23 protein-coding genes and 1 tRNA gene are annotated in these 20,436 nt (G+C 54.7%); 13 read left to right on the forward strand and 11 right to left on the reverse strand.

What is annotated here, in order from left to right; genetic code table 11:
• The first annotated feature begins 14 nt into the window (after positions 1-14).
• From fliQ to ACLIBF_RS12925, 4 genes are all read left to right on the forward strand, one after another.
• Positions 15-284: a flagellar biosynthesis protein FliQ gene (gene fliQ, locus ACLIBF_RS12910; protein WP_031377095.1), complete on the forward strand. Its 270-nt coding sequence runs from the start codon at positions 15-17 to the stop codon at positions 282-284.
• Positions 284-1,069 (forward strand): flagellar biosynthetic protein FliR, encoded by a 786-nt coding sequence (gene fliR, locus ACLIBF_RS12915; RefSeq protein ID WP_031377096.1) that lies wholly within the window; start codon positions 284-286, stop codon positions 1,067-1,069. The genes fliQ and fliR overlap by 1 nt, the downstream gene beginning before the upstream one ends.
• 628 nt (positions 1,070-1,697) lie before the next feature.
• Entirely contained in the window at positions 1,698-2,333 is a 636-nt protein-coding gene (rcsA, locus tag ACLIBF_RS12920; protein WP_031377097.1) for a transcriptional regulator RcsA, read from the forward strand.
• 140 nt (positions 2,334-2,473) lie between these two features.
• Positions 2,474-4,180, forward strand: coding sequence for a methyl-accepting chemotaxis protein (locus ACLIBF_RS12925; protein ID WP_031377098.1), 1,707 nt, complete (start codon positions 2,474-2,476; stop codon positions 4,178-4,180).
• Positions 4,181-4,320: 140 nt separating this feature from the next.
• On the opposite strand, the gene dsrB is transcribed toward ACLIBF_RS12925, so the two are convergent.
• Together dsrB and ACLIBF_RS12935 are read right to left on the reverse strand one after the other, a co-directional pair.
• Positions 4,321-4,515: a protein DsrB gene (gene dsrB / locus ACLIBF_RS12930; protein ID WP_031377099.1), complete on the reverse strand. Its 195-nt coding sequence runs from the start codon at positions 4,513-4,515 to the stop codon at positions 4,321-4,323.
• Between the two features lie 63 nt (positions 4,516-4,578).
• Positions 4,579-4,737, reverse strand: a complete 159-nt coding sequence (locus ACLIBF_RS12935; RefSeq protein ID WP_046288250.1) for a YqaE/Pmp3 family membrane protein — start codon at positions 4,735-4,737, stop codon at positions 4,579-4,581.
• Positions 4,738-5,051: 314 nt separating this feature from the next.
• Between ACLIBF_RS12935 and ACLIBF_RS12940 the strand changes: the two genes are divergently transcribed.
• The 3 genes from ACLIBF_RS12940 to ACLIBF_RS12950 all read left to right on the forward strand — a co-directional run bounded on the left by ACLIBF_RS12940 (position 5,052) and on the right by ACLIBF_RS12950 (position 7,674).
• On the forward strand, positions 5,052-5,285 hold the full coding sequence (locus ACLIBF_RS12940; RefSeq protein ID WP_031377100.1) for a DUF2525 domain-containing protein: 234 nt from the start codon (positions 5,052-5,054) through the stop codon (positions 5,283-5,285).
• Positions 5,286-5,634: 349 nt separating this feature from the next.
• Complete coding sequence (locus tag ACLIBF_RS12945; RefSeq protein WP_448309927.1) at positions 5,635-6,423, forward strand: mannosyl-3-phosphoglycerate phosphatase-related protein; 789 nt, start codon at positions 5,635-5,637, stop codon at positions 6,421-6,423.
• A 30-nt stretch (positions 6,424-6,453) separates the two neighbouring features.
• Positions 6,454-7,674 (forward strand): glycosyl transferase, encoded by a 1,221-nt coding sequence (locus ACLIBF_RS12950; RefSeq protein ID WP_031377102.1) that lies wholly within the window; start codon positions 6,454-6,456, stop codon positions 7,672-7,674.
• A 99-nt stretch (positions 7,675-7,773) separates the two neighbouring features.
• On the opposite strand, the gene ACLIBF_RS12955 is transcribed toward ACLIBF_RS12950, so the two are convergent.
• From ACLIBF_RS12955 to ACLIBF_RS12975, 5 genes are all read right to left on the reverse strand, one after another.
• Complete coding sequence (locus ACLIBF_RS12955; protein WP_031377103.1) at positions 7,774-7,953, reverse strand: YodC family protein; 180 nt, start codon at positions 7,951-7,953, stop codon at positions 7,774-7,776.
• A gap of 179 nt (positions 7,954-8,132) precedes the next feature.
• Entirely contained in the window at positions 8,133-8,264 is a 132-nt protein-coding gene (locus tag ACLIBF_RS12960; RefSeq protein ID WP_255352405.1) for a hypothetical protein, read from the reverse strand.
• Positions 8,265-8,296: 32 nt separating this feature from the next.
• Entirely contained in the window at positions 8,297-9,208 is a 912-nt protein-coding gene (locus tag ACLIBF_RS12965) for a DUF808 domain-containing protein (RefSeq protein WP_031377104.1), read from the reverse strand.
• A gap of 10 nt (positions 9,209-9,218) precedes the next feature.
• Positions 9,219-9,494 (reverse strand): hypothetical protein, encoded by a 276-nt coding sequence (locus ACLIBF_RS12970; RefSeq protein WP_031377105.1) that lies wholly within the window; start codon positions 9,492-9,494, stop codon positions 9,219-9,221.
• A gap of 62 nt (positions 9,495-9,556) precedes the next feature.
• Positions 9,557-10,033, reverse strand: coding sequence for a very short patch repair endonuclease (locus tag ACLIBF_RS12975; RefSeq protein ID WP_448309930.1), 477 nt, complete (start codon positions 10,031-10,033; stop codon positions 9,557-9,559).
• Between the two features lie 189 nt (positions 10,034-10,222).
• On the opposite strand from ACLIBF_RS12975, the gene dcm reads away from it, so the two are divergent.
• Together dcm and ACLIBF_RS12985 are read left to right on the forward strand one after the other, a co-directional pair.
• Complete coding sequence (gene dcm / locus ACLIBF_RS12980) at positions 10,223-11,605, forward strand: DNA (cytosine-5-)-methyltransferase (protein WP_031377107.1); 1,383 nt, start codon at positions 10,223-10,225, stop codon at positions 11,603-11,605.
• A gap of 118 nt (positions 11,606-11,723) precedes the next feature.
• Positions 11,724-13,328, forward strand: a complete 1,605-nt coding sequence (locus ACLIBF_RS12985; RefSeq protein ID WP_448309931.1) for a methyl-accepting chemotaxis protein — start codon at positions 11,724-11,726, stop codon at positions 13,326-13,328.
• 32 nt (positions 13,329-13,360) lie between these two features.
• Here ACLIBF_RS12985 and ACLIBF_RS12990 read toward each other — a convergent pair whose 3' ends face one another.
• Positions 13,361-13,612: a hypothetical protein gene (locus ACLIBF_RS12990; protein ID WP_031377109.1), complete on the reverse strand. Its 252-nt coding sequence runs from the start codon at positions 13,610-13,612 to the stop codon at positions 13,361-13,363.
• Positions 13,613-13,684: 72 nt separating this feature from the next.
• Positions 13,685-14,389: a phosphohydrolase gene (locus ACLIBF_RS12995; protein WP_448309932.1), complete on the reverse strand. Its 705-nt coding sequence runs from the start codon at positions 14,387-14,389 to the stop codon at positions 13,685-13,687.
• 610 nt (positions 14,390-14,999) lie between these two features.
• Here ACLIBF_RS12995 and ACLIBF_RS13000 point away from each other — a divergent pair.
• The 3 genes from ACLIBF_RS13000 to ACLIBF_RS13010 all read left to right on the forward strand — a co-directional run bounded on the left by ACLIBF_RS13000 (position 15,000) and on the right by ACLIBF_RS13010 (position 16,812).
• Positions 15,000-15,677: a hypothetical protein gene (locus tag ACLIBF_RS13000; RefSeq protein ID WP_031377111.1), complete on the forward strand. Its 678-nt coding sequence runs from the start codon at positions 15,000-15,002 to the stop codon at positions 15,675-15,677.
• Between the two features lie 179 nt (positions 15,678-15,856).
• Positions 15,857-16,633 carry a DgsA anti-repressor MtfA gene (gene mtfA / locus ACLIBF_RS13005; RefSeq protein WP_240493211.1) on the forward strand — a complete coding sequence of 259 codons (777 nt, stop codon included), beginning with the start codon at positions 15,857-15,859 and terminating at the stop codon, positions 16,631-16,633.
• A 103-nt stretch (positions 16,634-16,736) separates the two neighbouring features.
• A tRNA-Asn gene (locus ACLIBF_RS13010) sits at positions 16,737-16,812 on the forward strand.
• Positions 16,813-17,346: 534 nt separating this feature from the next.
• Here the strand turns inward: ACLIBF_RS13010 and exaC are convergent.
• Positions 17,347-18,867 carry an acetaldehyde dehydrogenase ExaC gene (exaC, locus tag ACLIBF_RS13015; protein ID WP_031377113.1) on the reverse strand — a complete coding sequence of 507 codons (1,521 nt, stop codon included), beginning with the start codon at positions 18,865-18,867 and terminating at the stop codon, positions 17,347-17,349.
• A 232-nt stretch (positions 18,868-19,099) separates the two neighbouring features.
• On the opposite strand from exaC, the gene ACLIBF_RS13020 reads away from it, so the two are divergent.
• A complete protein-coding gene (locus ACLIBF_RS13020) occupies positions 19,100-19,663 on the forward strand; it encodes a class I SAM-dependent methyltransferase (RefSeq protein WP_031377114.1) in 564 nt (187 codons plus the stop codon).
• Here the strand turns inward: ACLIBF_RS13020 and ACLIBF_RS13025 are convergent.
• Positions 19,651-20,373 (reverse strand): glutamine amidotransferase, encoded by a 723-nt coding sequence (locus ACLIBF_RS13025; RefSeq protein ID WP_031377115.1) that lies wholly within the window; start codon positions 20,371-20,373, stop codon positions 19,651-19,653. The genes ACLIBF_RS13020 and ACLIBF_RS13025 overlap by 13 nt on opposite strands.
• Positions 20,374-20,436 lie beyond the last annotated feature (63 nt).

Raw genomic sequence — 20,436 nt, forward strand, 5'->3', positions numbered from 1 at the left:
TCCCGGAGCACAACATGACACCCGAATCAGTAATGGTAATGGGCCAGGAAGCGATGCGCGTCGCGCTGATGCTGGCCGCCCCGATGCTGCTGGCCGCGCTGGTCAGTGGATTGCTTATCAGCCTGTTGCAGGCCGCCACTCAGGTCAATGAACAGACCCTGTCGTTCATTCCGAAAATTCTGGCGGTGGCGACCACCGGCATTATTGCCGGCCCGTGGATGCTGAATCTGCTGCTCGACTATATCCGCACCGTCTTTTCCAACCTGCCTTACATCATCGGCTGATGATTACTCTCGACAGCAGCCAGCTGGTACATTGGGTGAGCCAGTTTTTCTGGCCACTGGTGCGTATTCTGGCGCTGCTGGCCTCTGCGCCGCTGCTTAATGAACGATCTATCAGTCACCGGGTCAAAATTGGTCTGGCAGTGATGATCACCTGGCTGTTAATGCCGCTGCTGCCGCCGGTTAACGTGACGCTGTTTTCGCCGGCCGGCTTCTGGCTGCTGATCCAGCAGATGCTGATTGGCATTGCGCTCGGCTTTACCATGCAGTTTGCTTTTGCTGCGGTGCGGACCGCCGGGGAAGTGATTGGCTTACAGATGGGCCTGTCGTTCGCCACCTTTTTTGATCCCGGCAGCCGCCTCAACATGCCGGTACTGGCGCGTTTTTTAGACATGCTGGCGATGTTACTGTTCCTGACCTTCAACGGACACCTGTGGCTGATCTCGTTGCTGGCGGACAGTTTTCATACGTTGCCGATTGGCGGACATCCACTGAATGCCAATGCGTTTATGGCGCTGGTGAAGTCGGGCGGATTAATTTTCCTTAATGGCATGATGTTAGCGCTACCCTTAATCGTTTTGCTCCTCATGCTAAATCTGGTACTAGGTTTGTTAAACCGTGTTTCACCACAGTTATCAATCTTCGCAATTGGCTTCCCGATCACCTTATCAGTAGGCATTTTGACTATCAGTATGCTGATGCCACTGCTCGCCCCGTTCTGTGAGCATTTGTTCGGTGAAGTGTTTGATTTACTCGCCCTGTTCCTGACAGAACTATCCCGTCCCTGAACATTAAGTTTCTAACTATCTTTGCTTACTGATACTTAAGTAACGCAAAACCATCCGTGCATTTTTCAAACCATATTTTCCAGAATGCAACTAAGGAAATTCTGATAAATGTGCTGAGAGTCTGAAAATAATTCTTATTAAACCGGGCTTCGCGTATTTTAGTTGGGCGGTTCACAGCAGCGGTTAGACTGTGAATTTGTTGATAAAAACGGCAATTCATTGAATTTGAACAAAAAAAATTCTTTAGTGATTTTTCTTGTTAAAAAATGTTTTTTCCGGCATTGTCAACACACGCTGAGACATCACACTTTCGTAAAACAAATGTTTTTAAGATTTGTCCTATCAGAAAACTCCGGGTTTTCAGCGATAGTGACAGCGCTCCCAAAAACAGAGTCTTACTTAACCTCCGGTTTTTCACTGGCATTCCCCGCCATAACCGGAGAATGTGTGACGTCAAAGCAGCACAATATTTTTGCAGAACGGGTCAGGGATGAAGACTTTTACAGGCGTTTGCCTGTTACCACACTGCACGAGCAGAATAAAAAAGTGCCTTAGAAATCTCTCTCGTACCGCAACGCGTAATTCATCGTTGATTTAAACGGATAACAAATTGGTGAGGGTCGCTATTATGCCAACGATTATTATGGATTCCTGCAACTACACACGCCTGGGATTATCGGACTACATGTCTTTTAAAGGAGTTAAGAAGAAAAATATCACTTCTGCCTCCGATATTGAGCAACTACAGCAAAAATGTGAACAATTAAAACCTGGTGTCGTCTTTATTAATGAAGACTGCTTTATTCATGAACCCGACTCCAGCGAACGTATCCGCAGCATTATTACGCAGCACCCTGATACGCTGTTCTTTATATTCATGGCGATAAGCAATATCCATTTTGAGGAATACCTCTACGTTCGTAAGAACCTGATTATTACGTCAAAATCGATAAAGACATCGACTCTGGATTCGTTACTTAGCACCTATTTGCAGAAAAAACTCAATCAGTCTGCGCGTATCTCTTCAGGAATGGATGTTCATCCATTAACGCTGAGCCAGACCGAGTCAAATATGCTGAAGATGTGGATGTCAGGTCATGACACCATTCAGATCTCAGATAAAATGCAAATAAAGGCGAAAACTGTTTCGTCACATAAAGGTAATATTAAACGCAAAATCAAAACCCATAATAAGCAGGTTATTTATCATGTGGTGCGTTTAACTGATAACGTCACGTCGGGTATCTACGTTAACGTAAGATAACGACCCGCAATGAAAACCGGCCAGGATGGCCGGTTTTTTTTTGCCTCAAACTGGGAGCCAGATCTCACTCCTGCCGCTAAGCCTTTCCGCTCTTTTGCCGATGTTAAGCCTTATAACAACAGCCTCAAGAGAGCAAGGATATGAACACTGCATTGGTTAATGATGGACAGAACACCTCGGGTATATGGCAGAACCTCCGCCTTGTCCCGCTGTTTAGCCTGATCTTCGGCGGCATTCTGCTGCTGTTCGCACTCTGTATTGGTGTCGCCAGTTACTTTCTTATTTCAGGTAATCACTCGCTCAGTGACGCCACTGACGAAATTCAGGTGCGGATGGGTATCTCGAACAGTTCAAACCACTTACGTACTGCCCGTCTGACGGTTATTCAGGCCGGCGCCGCGGCGCGTATCGGTGAGATGGATGAGTTTCGCGCTAATCTCGCGTCGGCAGAGAAACGTATTCAGCAGGCTAAAGACGGGTTTAAAGTCTACGCCGACCGCAAGGTGAAGTCGCCCGAGGATGTCGCGCTGGATGCCACGCTGCAGGCACGCTTTAACGACTATATTGAGAAAGGCCTGATACCGATGATTAACGCCGGTAAGCAAGGCAGCTTCGAAGGCATTATCGCGCAGGAAACCGACGTTACCCGCAAACTGGACGCCGACTACAATGCGGTGCTGCTGAAGGCGATCAAAATCCGTACCGACCGCGCCAATGCGATCACCGCCGAAGCCAACCATCAGTCGCGTATTGGCTTTATTGCGATGGCGGTGGCCTTTGGCGCTGCGCTGCTGCTGGTGCTGCTGACCTTTGTCTTCCTGCGTCGGGTGGTGATTAATCCGCTGCGTCAGTCGGTGTCACGCATTGAGCGTATCGCACAGGGCGACCTGACGGCACCACCGCTGCCACATGGTCGCAGCGAAATAGGCACCCTGATCCACAATCTGCAGTTAATGCAGCAGTCGCTGGTGAAAACCGTCGGCACGGTGCGTGAAGGTGCCGTCGCCATTTATCAGGGCTCCAGCGAAATCTCTGCTGGCAATACCGACCTCTCCTCGCGTACTGAACAGCAGGCGGCAGCACTGGAACAGACGGCCGCCAGCATGGAACAGCTCACCGCCACGGTGAAGCAGAACGCCGAAAATGCCCATCACGCCAGCCAGCTGGCCGCCGATGCCTCCGGTAAAGCCCGCAGTGGCGGCGACCTGGTCAGCGGCGTTGTAAAAACCATGACCAACATTTCCGGTAGCTCGAAAAAGATTGCCGAGATCACCAACGTCATCAACAGCATCGCCTTTCAGACCAACATTCTGGCACTGAACGCGGCGGTCGAAGCCGCTCGTGCCGGTGAACAGGGTCGGGGATTTGCGGTGGTCGCGAGTGAGGTCCGTAATCTGGCACAGCGCAGTGCGCAGGCAGCAAAAGAGATTGAGTCGCTGATTGCCGAGTCGGTCACGCTGATTAAAGATGGTTCGCAGCAGGTCGGCGCTGCCGGTAACACTATGGGCGAGATTGTCGAAGCGGTACGTCGGGTCACCGATATCATGGCAGAGATTGCCGCCGCCTCTGACGAACAGAGCCGTGGGATTCAGCAGGTCAGCCAGGCCGTTACCGAAATGGATAATGTCACCCAGCAGAACGCCTCGCTGGTCGAAGAAGCCTCTGCGGCGGCTGCATCGCTGGAAGATCAGGCCGGTAAACTGACTCAGGCGGTATCGGCTTTCCGCCTGCAGGATACGCCGGTGCTGGCTGGCACCGCCAGCCGCGCCACCGCGCCGGTGAAAACCCCTGCCCTTGCGCCTCGTCCGGCACTGGCAAGCGGTAATGATAACTGGGAAACGTTTTAAGCGCAGTTGGAGTGCCGACAGGGAAGTGCAGAATTAATAGAGCAGTGATGCCGTCGGGTCAGTGACGGCGGTCTGGCTTTGCCTCCTCCCCGCCACGGGGAGGAGGATCGCATCAGCAGTGGCGCGACGTGCCGGCCGGTTTATTCTGTGCTGTAAGGCTCAACAAAAATCCCCTCCGGATGACCATCCTCGTTAAAAAACCAGATGCCTAACGGGTAATCTTCCAGCGCCACCAGAAACATGGTGCCTTCATTAAACGGCTCCATGGCCAGAATAGTTCCGACGCGGCGCGGGCCACCATCGGTTTTAACGCTGACGCGGTCATTCACCTTCATTTCGGTTCTCCTGATTATTTCCTGTTGCACAGTCTAAACGAAGAACCGCAGTGATGCCGAGCGTTAGCGACGGGCAATCACCCATACAGCGTGCACGATACCCGGAATGTAGCCACACAGCGTCAGCAGGATGTTCAGCCAGAAGGCACCACCGAAACCAACCTGCATAAAGACGCCAAGTGGCGGTAACAGGATCGCGATAATAATTCTTAAGATGTCCATAACCATTCCTTTAGGTATTGATAAAAATCAACTTTATCACGAACTATAGCCGATTCTGCTCTCAATGAGCGAAAAGTCAGGTAAATCTGAGTAAGCCTGCGTTTTTTCAATTCCTTAACACTTCGCCGCAAGACTTCTGACGCGCGCCCGCCTTACACTCTCCCTACTGCGCCAACCCCATAGGGGCAGTCAACCTAAAAGTAACAAGGATTTTGCCCGCGCAGCGCGGGCTTTTTTTTGCTGTGATCGCCCCCTCACCTCTTTCTGCACCAGCCACTATACTGATCATTCTGTCCGCGCGCGGGAGTCAGAAAATGACAGGCGAAAAACAGCATACCGAACCGTCTCAGTCAGCGATGAATGTTGATGTTGATCGTTTGCTGGAGGCGTTACAGGCCGGGAATGCCGCTGAGATGCACGAATCTATGGCGCAGCCGCCAGTGGCTGATGAGCGACCAGCACCGCAGCTGTTGCAGCGCGGAACTGAACTGGCCGACGCCTTTGAAATGGATATCTGTGACTGTCGTTCCTGTGAGGCAAACCGCTGAAAACGATTTCAAAAAAATACCCGGCGGGATGGCCGGGTAAAAATTTCAATTCGTTACACCAGGGAATTCTTAACACCCTTGCAGACTACGCCTTCCCTTTTTTAAGACAAGTCTCTGCTATGCACATTTCTGCAACGAAACGGTGAATAAGGCGGCATATGTTACCGAAAACACCGCAGCAGACAGCGACTTAGCCGCTGCACACTTCATGCATCCCGCCGATCCACAACGTTTCGATTTAAGATTATTCCTGGATTTATCCGGCGGGCGCTTAAGAAAAAAGTGTGAGCCATATTCAACTATAATATTGAAAAATCGCCGCTTTAGCCGTGCTGACAGGAGCTGACCGATGCCCGATCTTCAACAGCCGTTAATGATTATTACCGATCTCGATGGTTCGCTGCTCGACCACCACAGCTATCGCTGGGATGCCGCCACGCCGTGGCTGACCACCCTGAAACAACATAACGTCCCGCTGGTGATCTGTTCCAGCAAAACGGCAGCCGAAATTATCCCGCTACAGAAGAGGCTCGGCATTGCCGGTGCGCCGTTTATTGCGGAAAACGGCGCAGTGGTCCAGAGCGGGGAGCAGCGAACTCATCTGCCCGACAATAGCCTGACCTATGAGGCGATCTGTAGCCGGCTGGCGGCGCTGCAGACGCAGTATCGGTTTACCGGCTTTCATGACTTTACCGATCAGGCGGTCTCATCGATGACCGGCCTGAGTGAAGCGGATGCCGCCCTGTCACGCCAGCGCGATGCTTCTGAAGTGGTGGTCTGGCGCGACAGTGACGAGGCTTTTGACCGTTTCCGCGCCGCGCTGACCGCTGAAGGACTGGCGCTGGCCCAGGGCGGCCGGTTCTGGCACGTCATGCCAGCCGGCAGCGGCAAAGGCGAGGCGGTGCGCTGGCTACTGGCACAACAGTCTGGTTCCGCCTTTACCACTATCGGACTGGGCGACGGGCCTAACGACGCGCCGATGCTGGACGCGGTCGACTACGCCGTCGTGATTAAAGGCTACAGTAAAACACCGGTCACCCTCAGCCGGACCGATCAGCAGCAGGTCTACCATACGGCGCACTATGGCCCTGAAGGCTGGCGTGAAGGGCTGGACTACTTTTTGACTCAACCTCTGTAAGCTGCCCACGGGCATTAAAAGGATGGTGCGATGAGTGATTTTTTTCAGAACGGCGTTATTACCAATTTTCATAATCTCACCCACCGCAGCGTGGAATCACTGGAAAAGGAGATGGTGCGCTTTGCCCGCAAACGCAAGATGGGGCTGATCCTGCCCTCGCTGTTTTCTGAACTGGAAGGACCGGCGCTGACTAAGATTGTCGATGAGCTGGCGAAGGTGCCGTACCTTGATGAGATCGTGATTGGCCTCGATCGCGCTGACCGCGATCAGTTTCTGTTTGCCCGCGAGTTTTTCTCACGCCTGCCGCAGCGGCACCGCATTCTGTGGAATGACGGCCCACGTCTCAAGGCGATTGATGCCGAGCTGGATAAAGAAGGCTTATCGCCTACTAATCCAGGCAAGGGACGCAACGTCTGGTTCTGCACCGGCTATACGCTGGCTTCTGACCGCACCAGCTGCGTCGCGCTGCATGACTGCGATATCGTCACCTATGAGCGCGGCATGCTGGCTCGCCTGCTCTATCCGGTGGCTAATCCGGCGTTTCAGTATGAATTCTGCAAGGGCTTCTATGCCCGCGTCGCCGACGGGAAGCTGAACGGCCGCGTCGGGCGTCTGCTGGTCGGTCCGCTGCTGCGTTCGCTGCAAAAAGTCTATGGCCATTCGGAATACCTCGATTATCTCTCCAGCTTCCGTTATCCACTGTCGGGTGAGTTTGCGATGCGCACGCACGTGCTGAACGGCATCAAAATTCCGGGCGACTGGGGTCTGGAAATTGGCGTGCTTTCAGAGATCTATCGCAACTACACCACCCGTCAGTCCTGTCAGGTGGAAATTGCCGATAACTATGACCACAAGCATCAGCCGCTGGCGGAGGAGGATGGTACCGGCGGCCTGAAACGCATGAGTAGCGACATCGTGCAGTCGCTGCTGCGCAAGCTGGCCACCATGGGCGTGCCGCTGACCAGCGACTCGTTCCGGGTGCTGAAAGCCACCTACTACCGTAATGCGCTGGATATGATGGAGATCTACAACCACGAGGCGGCGATGAACGGGCTGAAGTTTGATCAGCACGTCGAGGAAGCCGCGGTGGAAATGTTTACCCAGTCGATTCTGGAAGCCGGTCAGGCATTTATTGAACGACCAAACGATAAGCCGTTTATTCCGAGCTGGAGTCGGGTGCAGTCAGCTTTCCCGGATATTCTGCAGCGCATTTATCAGGCGGTAGAAGAGGATAACGACGGCAACGTCTGAGGAGAACCAGGCACAGGGAGTGTGCCGGAAAAGGTAAAGGGAATGCGGTAAAGCGGGGCCTGTCAGATCTCGCGACCTACAGGCCTGATCGCAGGCCGCTTAACTGGCAAGCTGTCGGGCGGGATTTGAGGCGCTAAGCTCTTCGCTGCGAAATGCTTCACGACGTACCGCGTAGCCATCATACCAGCGACACTCGACCATTCCGCTGGCGTAGCCGGTCACCACCATCGTCTGTCCGTCTTTCTTGTGCTGAACTTCTTCACTGATTGCAAAAACCATGTTGCGCCCTCCTCATTGACCCTGTGGTTTGATTATTTTCTTTATAGCAGTCAAAAAAGGTTTCTGCCTGTTAAGGCACGCAAATAAGCGGCAAATTCAGAATTAAGCAGTTGGATATGTTGAAAATAAAAAAAGCGGATAATAATTATTATCCGCTTTGAATGGGGTTCAGGCTGGAATCAGATTTTGCAGCCTTCGCAATCCGCTTCGTCGCTCAGATCGTCCGGCACTTCGCTGGCCTTTTTCTCTGCTTTCGCTTCAGCCTGCTCAAGTTGCGCGTCGATATCAAATTCAAACATGTCGTCGTTCATCGTCATTCTCCTGACCGTAATTACAGTGCGCTTTATACCGATTTCCCGCGCAGTTTGGCAATAAGGTTCACCACCAACAGCACGATCGACCCAATGATAAAACCGAGCACCAGATTGGCGCCGTTGCTCAGCAGCATGGCGATCCAGCCGCTGAAACCGCTGCTGACTTCTTCAATCAGATGATGCAGCGGCGCAATGCCATGTACCACAATGCCGCCGCCGACCAGGAACATCGCAATGGTGCCAACCACGGACAGAATCTTCATCAGCCACGGTGCCGCTGCCAGCAACACGCTGCCGATGCCCTGAGCGATAGGTGAGGACTTCTCGCGCAGCCAGAAGCCGAGGTCGTCGATTTTAACAATCGCCGCCACAATGCCGTAAACGCCAATGGTGACCAGAATGGCGATGCCCGCCAGAATAATCACCTGATTGAGCAGCGGCGATTCCGACACGATCCCCAGGGTGATGGCCACAATCTCTGCTGACAGAATAAAGTCGGTGCGCACCGCGCCTTTAATCTTCTTCTTTTCAAACTCCGCCGCATCCTGCTTTGCCAGCGACTCGAGGCGCTGCTGACGCGCTTCCGGCGATTTATGCTGCTTGTCGTGTTGCAGACTGTGCATCACTTTTTCCACGCCTTCGTAGCAGAGATAAGCGCCGCCGATCATCAGCAGCGGCGTAATCAGCCACGGTGCGAAAGCGGAAATAATCAGCGCCAGCGGCACCAGGATCAGTTTGTTCAGAAACGATCCTTTGGCGACGCCCCACACCACCGGCAGTTCGCGGTTGGCTTTTACGCCGGTCACCTGCTGGGCATTCAGCGACAGATCGTCACCCAGTACACCAGCGGTTTTTTTCGCCGCCACTTTCCCCATGACGGAAATATCGTCCAGAAGTGTTGCAATATCATCAAGTAAAGTCAGTAAGCTGGTTCCCGCCAAAATCGTATCCTTAGTCTGGTTCGTTATGTTGACAACATGGGCAGCGCTCGATTTCCGTCACCGTCATCTCGGCGATGCCCTCACAATCCCACTCTACCCGCACCGCTTCACCCGCCGCGCCTTCAGCATGTAAATACTTACTGACCGGGCTTTCTGTCATGCCGGTGATCTCTTCCGTGGCGATCAGCCTGTCGCCGAGGTAAACGCGCGCGGTCGCTTTGGTGTTCACCATGCGCTCGTCGCGCAGCTGGTAGAGGCGTTTAACCGTCAGTTTAATGCTGCTCATGTCAGGCTCCTGGCCACGGAGAAAGCGCAGATCTAACCAATTATGTTGCTGATTAGCAAGGCTCACTCTTCGCGATAATGATGAATACCCTGATGGTCAATCTCGGCACTCTGCGTCATTGCCAGCAGCCACTCTTCCAGCCGCTCCAGCAGATCGCCATCCGCCAGCCGCAGTTTGCCGCGCAGGGCGCACTCCCAGATGATCAGGACCTTCCAGCCGCTCTCCTGTAGCTGACGCACATAACGCCGGTCACGTTCGACATTGCTGTTGATCTTGCCGGTCCAGAATTCGGTACGGGTGGCCGGCAGTTTGAAAAGATAGCAGTGATGCCGATGCCAGAAGCAGCCGTGCACAAAAATAATTGCCTGCTGCTCCAGCAGTACAAAATCGGGTCGGCCCGGTAGATTTTTATCCTGTACCCGATAGCTGAATCCGCGATCCTTCAGCAACAGCGCCACACGCTGCTCAATAGCAGTATCCTGCGCGCGAACAGCACGCATATTTTTGCTGCGTGTTTCGCTGGAGTGAACGTCAGCCATAAATTCTCCTTTTTTGCTGGTCCTTCAACTTTAGCCTGCGCCACGAAAAGCGAAAGCAGCAGAGGCTCGCTATCAGATTGCTGCCGTAAAAAATGTCCCTCCGGCCAATCGGTCCGGTGGCACACGCCGCCAATTTCCTCGCTGCGTCAGGAGTGATAGCATAGGCGGCTCACTGTTAAGGAAAAACGCATGCACCCCGCCGCCATTGCTGAACCACTCTCTGCTGCTCTTTCACCGTCTGATGCGTCTCAACTGTTACAGCAAGTGCTCGACATCTATTCGGTCCGGGATGTGACCACCCGACTGCACCAGGCCGGCTTTCTCAACTGGACGCCTGCGTTGCTCAACCGGGTGCGCCAGGGCAAAAGCGCGCTGCCGCCGCTGTGTGACGCTGAACTGGCGCTGCTGCAGGACCTGCTGCCAAGCCGGCCGGCTCATTATGACGCGCCTGAGTTTCGCTTTATCGATCTGTTCGCCGGTATTGGCGGCATTCGTAAAGGCTTTGAGGCCATCGGCGGCAAATGCGTATTCACCAGCGAGTGGAATAAAGAAGCGGTCCGCACCTATAAGGCCAATCACTATAGCGATCCGCTCGAACATCACTTCAACACCGATATCCGCCAGGTAACGCAGCCAGAAGGCCTCAGCGATGACGCCGACATTTACCGCGCGATTGATGCGGCGATCCCCGATCATCAGGTGCTGCTGGCCGGTTTCCCCTGCCAGCCATTTTCGCTGGCCGGCGTCAGCAAGAAAAATGCGCTGGGCCGCGCGCACGGCTTTGAGTGCCAGGTTCAGGGCACGCTCTTTTTCGATGTCGCCCGCATTCTGGCGGCGAAAAAGCCACCGTTCTTCGTGCTGGAAAATGTGAAAAACCTCAAGAGCCACGATAAGGGCCGGACCTTCGCCATTATCATGGAGACGCTGGATGAGCTGGGCTATGAAGTGGCCGATGCCGCCGCCAGCGGCCCGGATGCGAAGGTCATTGATGCGCGCCATTTTCTGCCGCAGCACCGCGAACGCATCGTGCTGGTTGGCATCCGCCGCGATATCAAAGGCTGTCAGGATTTCACCCTGCGCGATATCAAAAAGTTCTTCCCGCCGCAGGTGCCGAGCCTGCAAAGCCTGCTGGAACCGCAGCCAGATGAGAAATATATTCTGTCACCGGTGCTGTGGCGCTATCTCTACCAGTACGCCAAAAAGCACAAGGCTAAAGGCAACGGCTTCGGCTTCGGGCTTAACGATCCGCGTAATCCCGACTGCTGCGTGCGTACTCTGTCGGCACGTTACTACAAGGATGGTTCGGAAATTCTGATCGATCGCGGCTGGGATAGCGCACTGGGCGAAGCAGAGTTTCATCATCCGGCCAATATGGCGCGCCGTCCGCGCCGACTCTCACCGCGCGAGTGCGCCCGCCTGATGGGCTTCGACGTACCGGGCAGTGAACCGTTCCGTATCCCGGTGTCGGACACCCAGGCTTATAAGCAATTTGGTAACTCGGTGGTGGTGCCGGTATTTGCGGCGGTCGCTCAGCTTTTGCTGCCCCATATTCGTCAGTTACGCGCTGATTAAGGTGCGCGGTTTCCGTTAAGAAAACCGATTCTGCTGTTCTGCCGTCATCCGACCGGATTGTCACAAAGATGTCACGTAACCCCTTAATACTGCGCTTTTTCTTATTTCGGGTTGCGTGATGTCACTGCTTACTTTATTGCCGCTGCGCGGTCGTAATCGCCGGTTTTCCCTTACGCTGCCGGGCTGGCTGACCAGCCTGCGTGGCCATTTCATTCTGTTCGTGGTGCTGTTCTGCCTGCTGCAATCGGCCGGTATTGTGCTGCTGACCGCCCAGGTTAGCCAGGCGCAGCGCAGCCTGGCGCAGACCCATGATCTGCGCGAGCGGCTGGCTCTGCTCGATCGCGCCCGCATCGAACTGCTGACCGCCAGTGATAACAGTCATCGGGCGGGAATTTATCTGATGCAGGACCAGCAGAGCGGATCGGTCGACAGCTGGAAAAGCCTGGCGGAGAGTGCGAACGCCTCGCTGAGCGAGGCCGAACGGCTGTTCAGCCGCTACCAGGCTGCGCCTGACAGTGCGCTGCAACAGAGCTTTATTCTGCTGAGCCAGGGACTAACCGAGCAGCTTAAGGGGCTGGCCGCCAGCAGCACCGACGCCTTTTTTATGGTGCCAATGCAAGCCTACCAGCAGCAGTTTAACGATGCCTGGTTCGGCGAGATCAGCCAGGCGAATCGCCAGCTGGCCGCCGTCAATCGCAGTTCGCTGGCGAGCTTAACCGGCACCCGCAATGTGTCGCTGCTGGTGACCGGGCTGCTGTCCGGACTGCTGGTGGCGGGCGGCGTGCTGCTGCTGCGCGGGGTGATTACGCCATTGCAGCAGGCCAGTCGCCAGCTACAGGCTATCGCCACCGGCGATCTGCTGGCGCCTGCCGCCCCACTCCGCAGGCAGTCGCGTGAGACGTTACAGCTGTTCAATGCGATGGATGAGATGCGCCAGGGCCTGCGCCACATCATTCATGAGATTGACGTAGTGGCCGTCAGCGTGACCGCCGCTGCGGGCGAGATGCAGCACGCTAACCAGCAGGCGCGCAAGCAACATCAGGCGCAGAATGCCAGCTTCAGTCATCTGTCACAGCGTCTGCATCGGGTCTCTGAAGAGGTGGAGAACAGCACCCGCTTCTCGCTGCAGGCCACCGATCAGGCGCAATCCGCCGACCGCTTAATGCAGCAGTGCGCCGGTCAGGTCGATCAGATGGAAAGTCAGATGCGGCACATCGTGCAGGCTTCGGGTGACATTGCCGGCATAGTCGATTTGCTGGATAGCCTGTCGCTGCAGACCCGCCTGCTGGCCCTGAACGCCGCCATTGAATCGGCGCACGCTGGCATCTATGGCCGCAGCTTCTCGGTGGTGGCAAAAGAGATTGGCTTACTTTCGACCAAAAGCGGTCACTCGACGCGCCAGATTGATCAGCTAATCCAGCATACCCGACACCATGTTGATAGTGGCTTCAGCAAAGTGAAGTCGCTGGAAACGCTGTTCGGGCAGATCGGGCAGGCGGTCAGCGCAGTAGTGACGCGACTGAATGAGCTGCAACACAACGCCAGCGCGCAAAGCGCCCGGGTGTCGCACATTGCCGCCGAGGTGGAGGCGCTCAATCAGCAGTTACAGGCCAGTGAAGGATTAAGTGTGCAGCAGAGCAACGCGGCAGATGCGCTGCACCAGCAGGCCAGCCGGCTGGCGCAGACGGTGCAGCAGTTTCGCCACGGCGGTGAGGCGGGATAAAATAAAAAACCCGTCAGGCGACGGGTTTGCATTTACTTCTTCTTCTTGCCCTGCTTCTTCAGCAGCAGGCGAATCTGTTTCACTTCCGCACTGGTCAGCCCGTCGGGGGACGCTTCGGTCAGATCCTGATTATCAATCGCCGGATGCGGATGCGTTTCCAGACTGGCCTGCAAACGCTGCACAATTTCCTGGCTCATCGAAATCTGGTTCTCCAGCGCCAACTGTTTAATATTTTCTTTCAGTGCGGGATCAATTTTAATCGTCAAATTAACGGTTTCGGTCATCGTGCTGCTCCTTTTTGTTATTGCTTCCACGCTACCGGATGACCGTTTCGATTAACATACTGTCACAAAAATTTAATATTCGGTCCGTAATGGCGTAAAGTCCCGCAGCACGCCTTCGTCCATCCCGGTCAGATTGCCCTGCAACTCCGCATACAGCTTGGCCATATAGCGCACCAGGAAGTCAGCATTATGTTCCGCCAGCATCCGCCCGGTCTCGGTGTGCATGGTTTCCGGCAGCCGCAGCAGCTTCTTCTGGAAGTGATCCAGCGTCCATTTCACATCATTCAGCTCGCGATCTTTTCCCAGCGGATCGGCACTGTCGAACAGCGGACGATTCAATGCCCCGGCGGTATAGAATACCCGCGCCAGACCAATGGCGCCGAGCGACTCCAGCCGGTCGGCATCCTGAACGATTTTGGCTTCCAGCGTCTGCGGCGGGATGCCGGCGCTGAAACTGTGGGTTTTAACGGCGTGCATCACCGCCTCAATCAGCTCTGCCGGGAAGTCGGTAAAATCCTGTTGCAGAATACGCTGCGTTTCCGTGGCGGCGTAGGTCGAAGCCAGATGGCGTTCAGGGTGATTTTTCGGCAGGTTGACCACATCGTGAAAATAGCAGGCGGTTAACACCACCAGCGGATTGGCGGCGCTGCCTGCCATGATCCGTTGTGCGCTCATCCATACGCGGCGTAAGAGCGCAATATCATGGGCGCCGTCATCGTGGATCCAGTTGGCCTGAAACCAGCTTTCATAGCGAGATTGCCAGAGTGTGAGTGACATAAATTATCTCCCTGTAGTATTCAATCGCAAAACTGCGTCGCGATCGGTGCGCAAACGGCAAGCCATCATAGCGACTGGCTAATGACACTTTTCTTTCAGTGCTGAGGAAAAGAGCGGCGCTGCCAGGGTTTTCCGGCAGGAAAATGAGATCTGGATCATTTTTATAGCATCTCTTATACAAAATAACCGCAATTTCAGCGCTTTTCGGGCTTTCCTTAACTGATCGTCGCTAAGCGAATTAGTTTAATGGGTGTAATGTTTGTTCCAGCAGAAAAAAATCTGGCTGGCCGCATTGCGCGCGATCAAATTCCTTAAATAACGGAAAAACTGTCAATAATCACAGGTGAACAATTCCGAAAAGGTTCCTATTTTTACCGTTATAACGTACTGTATCCGGGCTATTCAGCGCTTTATGGACGTTGCATGATAAGCTTTGGTGCGGTTTTTGCATTTTGAGGTTTTTTAACACCAAAAGCGGCCATTGTCGCCTGAAGACCCATCGACAAATTATTAAGCAAAATGATTTATACCCTTTATGATAATCCTCTGAAGTGCAGCAAGGGGATGTTTACAGCAGTAACCGGGTTCTACTAATAAAAAGAGGTAATCCATGAAAGAACGGCCGATTCTTTTTTCCGAACAGCGTGTTCGTGCCCTGTTGGTTGGCCAGCAAACGCAAACCCGGCGCATTATGAAAACTCAGGCTTTCGGCCCGGGACAGGATCATCACGAAGGTGTGCATGCTTTCGATGTGAGTGCTAACCATCTGCATGGCTACAAAATGATGTCGATGACGGATATCAGTTATCACTGTCCGTATGGCAAACCCGGCGATGTGCTGTGGGTGCGTGAAACCTGGCGTGGTCCGCTGGTGCCCGAAGATGCGCTGGCAGAGTATGAGCGCGATCCGACGCCATTCCGCCAGCCGGCTTATTGCCAGTATCGCGCGGACAGTAACGAGCTGGGACAGCATATAATGAGCAGTCCGGAAGCCGAGCAGTTTGGCTGGCAGACCGCCATCCACATGCCGCGCTGGGCCAGCCGCATTAACCTGGAAATTACCGGGGTGCGGGCCGAGAAGATTCAGGACATCAGTGAAGATGACATTATGGCCGAAGGGGTGCAGACCGATTCGCACTTCCTCAACAATTTCTTCACTATGAACGTTAATTCGGAATCGCCTAAAGAGGCGTACCGTAAAGCCTGGCAAAAGCAGTACGGTGCCACCAGCTGGGAAGTAAACCCGTGGGTCTGGGTGATTGAGTTCCAGCGCATTGAGCGTAAGTAACACCTCAGGCCTGCGCTTTGCGGGCTGAATCACAGACAACGGCTGCGCTAACGGGTTGAATAGACAGCCTTATGCCCTGCAGCCAGATCGATGGTGCCAGCATGCTGTTTTCGATGCTGGCATTTTTATATCTGGCGCGCCAGGATAGCGAGATAGTCCGGTTCTGTGCGGGAGTGACGATGTTTAAATGGCCGTGGAAAACGCATAACGACCCTGCACTGGCCGCGCTGCCGTGGCAGCCTGGTCTGGCGCAGCCGATTTTTACGCTGCTCAGTGAAGAGGAGCAGCAGGCGCTGGTGCACCTGGCGCAACGTTTCCTGCAACAGAAAAAGCTGGTGCCGCTCGGAGGGGTTCAGCTGGATGAGTTGCGCAGCGTGCGCATCGCCCTGCTGTTCTGTCTGCCGGTGCTGAAACTGGGGCTGGAGTGGCTGGACGGCTTTCACGATGTGCTGATCTATCCGGAGCCGTTTGAAGTTGACGATCTCTGGCAGGACGAAGCGGGTCTGGTGCACAGCGCGCCCGCGGTGCATGCCGGTCAGAGCTGGACCCAGGGTCCGGTGGTACTGAACTGGCTCGATATTCAGGACTCGTTTGATCTTTCCGGCTACAACCTGGTGATCCACGAAGTGGCGCATAAACTGGATGCCCGCGGCGGCGGTTATACCAGCGGGATTCCGGTGATACCGCTGCGTGAGGTGGCGCTGTGGGAGAAAGATCTGCGGGCGGCGATGGCGGCGATTGAAAGCGAAGTTGATCTGGTGGGCGAACAGGCGGCGAGCATCGATCCCTATGCCGCCAGCGACCCGGCCGAGTGCTTTGCCGTGTTGTCGGAATATTTCTTTACCGCGCCGGATCTGCTGGCCGAGCGCTTCCCGGCGATGTACCAGCATCTGCGCCACTTTTATCAGCAGGACCCGCTGACGAGAATCGTCGCCTTGTCAGCGCAAACTGCTTAAATCACGATCGCTTTGCGCTAAAGCTAGCCAGTTGAATGATAATGTATTTTTTGCTGTTGACACCTTCGGGCGACGCCGTTAATATTCGCCTCGTTCAAACGATTCCTCTGTAGTTCAGTCGGTAGAACGGCGGACTGTTAATCCGTATGTCACTGGTTCGAGTCCAGTCAGAGGAGCCAAATTTAGAGAAGCCCGCTCAGAGAAATCTGAGCGGGCTTTTTGCATTTTATCTGGCGGTTCTTTTTTCTCAGACGTCCACTCTCCTGCAACAAACGCTCTTCGGGACCATCGCCTTCTGCTGACAAAAGGCGGGTCATGCCATTTCAATGGAACTTTATTGCTCCACGGGAGATGCCGTTATCCAGCTACTGATACCAGGAAAATGCCAATCCCCTTGATAAGCAATACAAGCTGACCGATGGCTACGATAAACAGCACCGCCCTTTGCCGACCAGTCACAGTAATACCGTCATACTCTGATCTCAGCCGTTCATGGCATCATACAGGCATTGAGTATTGATCGGCTGCTGTTAGCTGCCGCGACGTTAAGAATAAGACTGACACAAAATAGGCGCTGATTTTTGAAAAAGGATATTCAGATAGACGGGATGATAAAGATCGAGGTTACTAACAAATTAAGGCTCCCATGAAGCGCGCAGCCGCGACTACCGGAATGACGTGCCGCCTGCCGGCAGCACGTCTCATCTGCATCCTCAGAAGAAACCCAGTGGCTCAATGCTGTAACTGATCAGCAGGTTTTTGGTTTGCTGATAGTGATCGAGCATCATCTTGTGGGTTTCACGTCCGATACCCGATTTTTTATAGCCGCCAAAAGCGGCATGCGCCGGATAGAGGTGATAGCAGTTGGTCCAGACTCGCCCGGCTTTGATCGCCCGGCCCACGCGGTAAGCGCGGTTGATATCGCGCGTCCAGACGCCAGCACCCAGGCCGTAAATCGAATCATTGGCGATGCTGACCGCTTCGGCTTCATCTTTGAAGGTGGTAATGCCAATCACCGGGCCAAAAATCTCTTCCTGGAACACCCGCATGCTGTTGTTACCTTTCAGTAAGGTCGGCTGGATGTAGTAACCACTGGCGAGCGCGTCGTCCAGCTTCTCAACCCCCCCGCCCACCAGCACCTCTGCGCCTTCCTGCTGGGCAATCTCCAGATAAGAGAGAATCTTATCGAACTGCTGCTGTGATGCCTGCGCCCCGACCATCGTCTCGGTATCGAGCGGATCGCCCCGCTTGATGGTTTTGACGCGTTTCATCACCGCCGCCATGAACGGCTCGTAAATGGACTCCTGCACCAGCGCCCGCGAGGGGCAGGTACAGACTTCGCCCTGGTTAAGGAAGCCCAGCACCACGCCTTCAGCCGCTTTCTCAATAAAACTCTCTTCCGCCTGCATGATGTCTTCAAAGAAGATGTTGGGGGATTTGCCGCCCAGTTCGACCGTTGAAGGGATCAGGCTTTTCGCTGCCAGCTCCAGAATATGGCCGCCGGTGGCGGTTGATCCGGTAAAGGCGACCTTGGCGATGCCCGGATGGGACGCCAGCGCTTCGCCCGCCTCTTTGCCGAAACCGTGCACCACATTCAGTACACCGGGCGGCAGTAAATCTTTAATCAGATCGACAAACAGGGTGATCGACAACGGCGTCTGCTCCGCCGGTTTCAGCACCACGCAGTTTCCGGCACCTAACGCCGGTGCCAGCTTCCATGCGGCCATCAGCAGCGGGAAGTTCCACGGAATGATTTGCGCCACCACCCCCAGCGGCTCATGGAAATGGTAGGCCGCGGTAAATTCATCAATCTCTGCTGCGCTGCCCTCCTGCGCCCGCACGCAGCCGGCAAAATAACGGAAATGATCGACCGCCAGCGGCATATCGGCGGCCAGGGTTTCCCGCACCGGCTTGCCGTTATCCCAGGTCTCGTTTACCGCCATGTATTCCAGATTCTGCTCCAGCCGGTCAGCGATTTTCAGTAGCAGCAATGAACGCTGTTGCGGTGACGTTTTACCCCAGGCATCGGCCGCTGCCGCTGCGGCGGCGACCGCATTATCCACATCCGCGCGGTCAGAACGCGGAAACTCACCTGCCGCTGAACCGTTTACCGGTGAAGTGTTGGTGAAGTAGTTGCCATTCACCGGCGCGACGAATTCACCATTAATAAAGTTGCCATAATTCTTTTGTAGCGTGATCAGAGAACCCTGTTCTCCGGGGGCGGCGTAACGCATGGTCATTCTCCTTACAGGTGACGAGATGCAACAATGATGAAACTTATTATTAACATGAAGGATCATTGCCAGCCTGTCAGATCTGTTGCCCGGAAACTGTGACCGCCCCGAAGGAAAAGCCGCATCGGCTGCCGCTACAGATAATTCCGACTTTTCCCGGTTGCGCTTATAAATAAGAAACTTGTCAGCAGGATGGGGTCAATATGAGGAAGAATTCATACTGGAGGTAAGCATGCTGGCTTCGGCTTTCACCTTAATGCGCGCCAAGGCAAACTTCGTGCATCAGTTCATCCGCAATCCGCGCAAGATGGGCAGTATTACGCCCTCATCCGATGCGCTGTGCCGCACCATGATCGAGTCGGTGGAATGGAATAATCAGCTGCGTATCGCCGAGCTTGGCGCAGGAGACGGTGTGTTGACCCGTCGGTTACTGGAACGAATGGCACCGGAAGCCACGCTGGATGTGTTCGAAATCAGCAGTATGCTGGCGGAGAAGCTTAATGCGTTAGACGATCACCGTATGACGGTACGCACCTGCTCCGCGGAGTATCTCAACGGCCAATATGATGCGATCTTCTCCGGCCTGCCGTTGTTGTCGCTGCCGCCTGCACTGCGTGAGGCGATTCTGCGCGCGGTCTACGCTGCGCTGGGCCCGAACGGAGTGTTTGTGCAATTTCAGTACACTTCGCTGACCCAGCCTGACCTGTCACGCTATTTTACCTGGGAGCGGCAACGGGTACTGAAAAACGTGCCGCCCGCCTGGGTTTATCGCTGTACCCGCCACTACGCTCCCTGAGCCTGCTCAATTGACGGGCGCGTCTGTTGCCAGAAGGTGGTTAACAGTTCACGCGCCCAGTCTTTTCCTTCCATCACACCAGCCACCTCACCACTGCCGTCCGGCAGACAGGCGCGCATGATGGTTGACGAGAATTCGGGATGAAACTGCACTGACAGCGCCTGCGGTGAATAACGAATAATCTGGCAACCATCGCGCTCAGAGGCGGCTAATACCTGTGCCTGCGACGGCGGCATCAGCACCGACTGTCGGTGCGACAGCCAGGCGCTGAAGGTCGGCGGCAGTTTCCGTAACAGCGGGTCGCGCTGCGCCTGGGCACCGCAGGTGACCGGCAGCAGACCGCGTTCCCAGCCATTCGGGTTATCTGCCACCTCGCCACCCAGCGCATACGCCATCAGCTGATGGCCGTAGCAGACGCCCAGTAACGGCAACGACGCGTCGATGGCCGCTCTGATCCACGCGGCGCTGCGTTCGCTCCAGTCGGCATGGTCAGTGACCATCGCCCACGATCCGCTGAGGATCGCCGCAGAAATCTGGTCGAAGGCCGGCAACGCCTCGCCCAGATGCGGACGGACGATCAGATACTCATCAGGTTGTAACTCTAACGCGTCAATGAACCAGCGTGGTTGTTCACCAATCTGCGCGACGACGTTAGCGGGCGGGACTTCAAGCTGAATCAATGCAATGGGCAAGGCGGGCGTGTGGGTCATACCGAATCGGGTCCTGTTCAAGAGGCGTTTCGGAAAATCAGTCTGACAGCAACGCGCAAAAAA

This window comes from Pantoea sp. PGP6 (assembly GCF_053474785.1).

Excerpts from the sequence above, each read along its gene's own strand:
- ACLIBF_RS12985 (WP_448309931.1), top strand. The coding sequence starts at position 11,724 with ATGTCACTGCTTACTTTATTGCCGCTGCGCGGTCGTAATCGCCGGTTT.
- ACLIBF_RS13000 (WP_031377111.1), top strand. The coding sequence starts at position 15,000 with ATGAAAGAACGGCCGATTCTTTTTTCCGAACAGCGTGTTCGTGCCCTG.
- ACLIBF_RS12950 (WP_031377102.1), top strand. The coding sequence starts at position 6,454 with ATGAGTGATTTTTTTCAGAACGGCGTTATTACCAATTTTCATAATCTC.
- ACLIBF_RS12945 (WP_448309927.1), top strand. The coding sequence starts at position 5,635 with ATGCCCGATCTTCAACAGCCGTTAATGATTATTACCGATCTCGATGGT.
- ACLIBF_RS13025 (WP_031377115.1), bottom strand. The coding sequence starts at position 20,373 with ATGACCCACACGCCCGCCTTGCCCATTGCATTGATTCAGCTTGAAGTC.
- ACLIBF_RS12935 (WP_046288250.1), bottom strand. The coding sequence starts at position 4,737 with ATGGACATCTTAAGAATTATTATCGCGATCCTGTTACCGCCACTTGGC.
- ACLIBF_RS12995 (WP_448309932.1), bottom strand. The coding sequence starts at position 14,389 with ATGTCACTCACACTCTGGCAATCTCGCTATGAAAGCTGGTTTCAGGCC.
- exaC (WP_031377113.1), bottom strand. The coding sequence starts at position 18,867 with ATGCGTTACGCCGCCCCCGGAGAACAGGGTTCTCTGATCACGCTACAA.
- mtfA (WP_240493211.1), top strand. The coding sequence starts at position 15,857 with ATGTTTAAATGGCCGTGGAAAACGCATAACGACCCTGCACTGGCCGCG.
- ACLIBF_RS12990 (WP_031377109.1), bottom strand. The coding sequence starts at position 13,612 with ATGACCGAAACCGTTAATTTGACGATTAAAATTGATCCCGCACTGAAA.
- ACLIBF_RS12925 (WP_031377098.1), top strand. The coding sequence starts at position 2,474 with ATGAACACTGCATTGGTTAATGATGGACAGAACACCTCGGGTATATGG.
- fliR (WP_031377096.1), top strand. The coding sequence starts at position 284 with ATGATTACTCTCGACAGCAGCCAGCTGGTACATTGGGTGAGCCAGTTT.
- ACLIBF_RS12970 (WP_031377105.1), bottom strand. The coding sequence starts at position 9,494 with ATGAGCAGCATTAAACTGACGGTTAAACGCCTCTACCAGCTGCGCGAC.
- ACLIBF_RS12960 (WP_255352405.1), bottom strand. The coding sequence starts at position 8,264 with ATGAACGACGACATGTTTGAATTTGATATCGACGCGCAACTTGAGCAG.
- ACLIBF_RS13020 (WP_031377114.1), top strand. The coding sequence starts at position 19,100 with ATGCTGGCTTCGGCTTTCACCTTAATGCGCGCCAAGGCAAACTTCGTG.
- ACLIBF_RS12975 (WP_448309930.1), bottom strand. The coding sequence starts at position 10,033 with ATGGCTGACGTTCACTCCAGCGAAACACGCAGCAAAAATATGCGTGCT.
- fliQ (WP_031377095.1), top strand. The coding sequence starts at position 15 with ATGACACCCGAATCAGTAATGGTAATGGGCCAGGAAGCGATGCGCGTC.
- ACLIBF_RS12955 (WP_031377103.1), bottom strand. The coding sequence starts at position 7,953 with ATGGTTTTTGCAATCAGTGAAGAAGTTCAGCACAAGAAAGACGGACAG.
- ACLIBF_RS12940 (WP_031377100.1), top strand. The coding sequence starts at position 5,052 with ATGACAGGCGAAAAACAGCATACCGAACCGTCTCAGTCAGCGATGAAT.
- dsrB (WP_031377099.1), bottom strand. The coding sequence starts at position 4,515 with ATGAAGGTGAATGACCGCGTCAGCGTTAAAACCGATGGTGGCCCGCGC.
- dcm (WP_031377107.1), top strand. The coding sequence starts at position 10,223 with ATGCACCCCGCCGCCATTGCTGAACCACTCTCTGCTGCTCTTTCACCG.
- rcsA (WP_031377097.1), top strand. The coding sequence starts at position 1,698 with ATGCCAACGATTATTATGGATTCCTGCAACTACACACGCCTGGGATTA.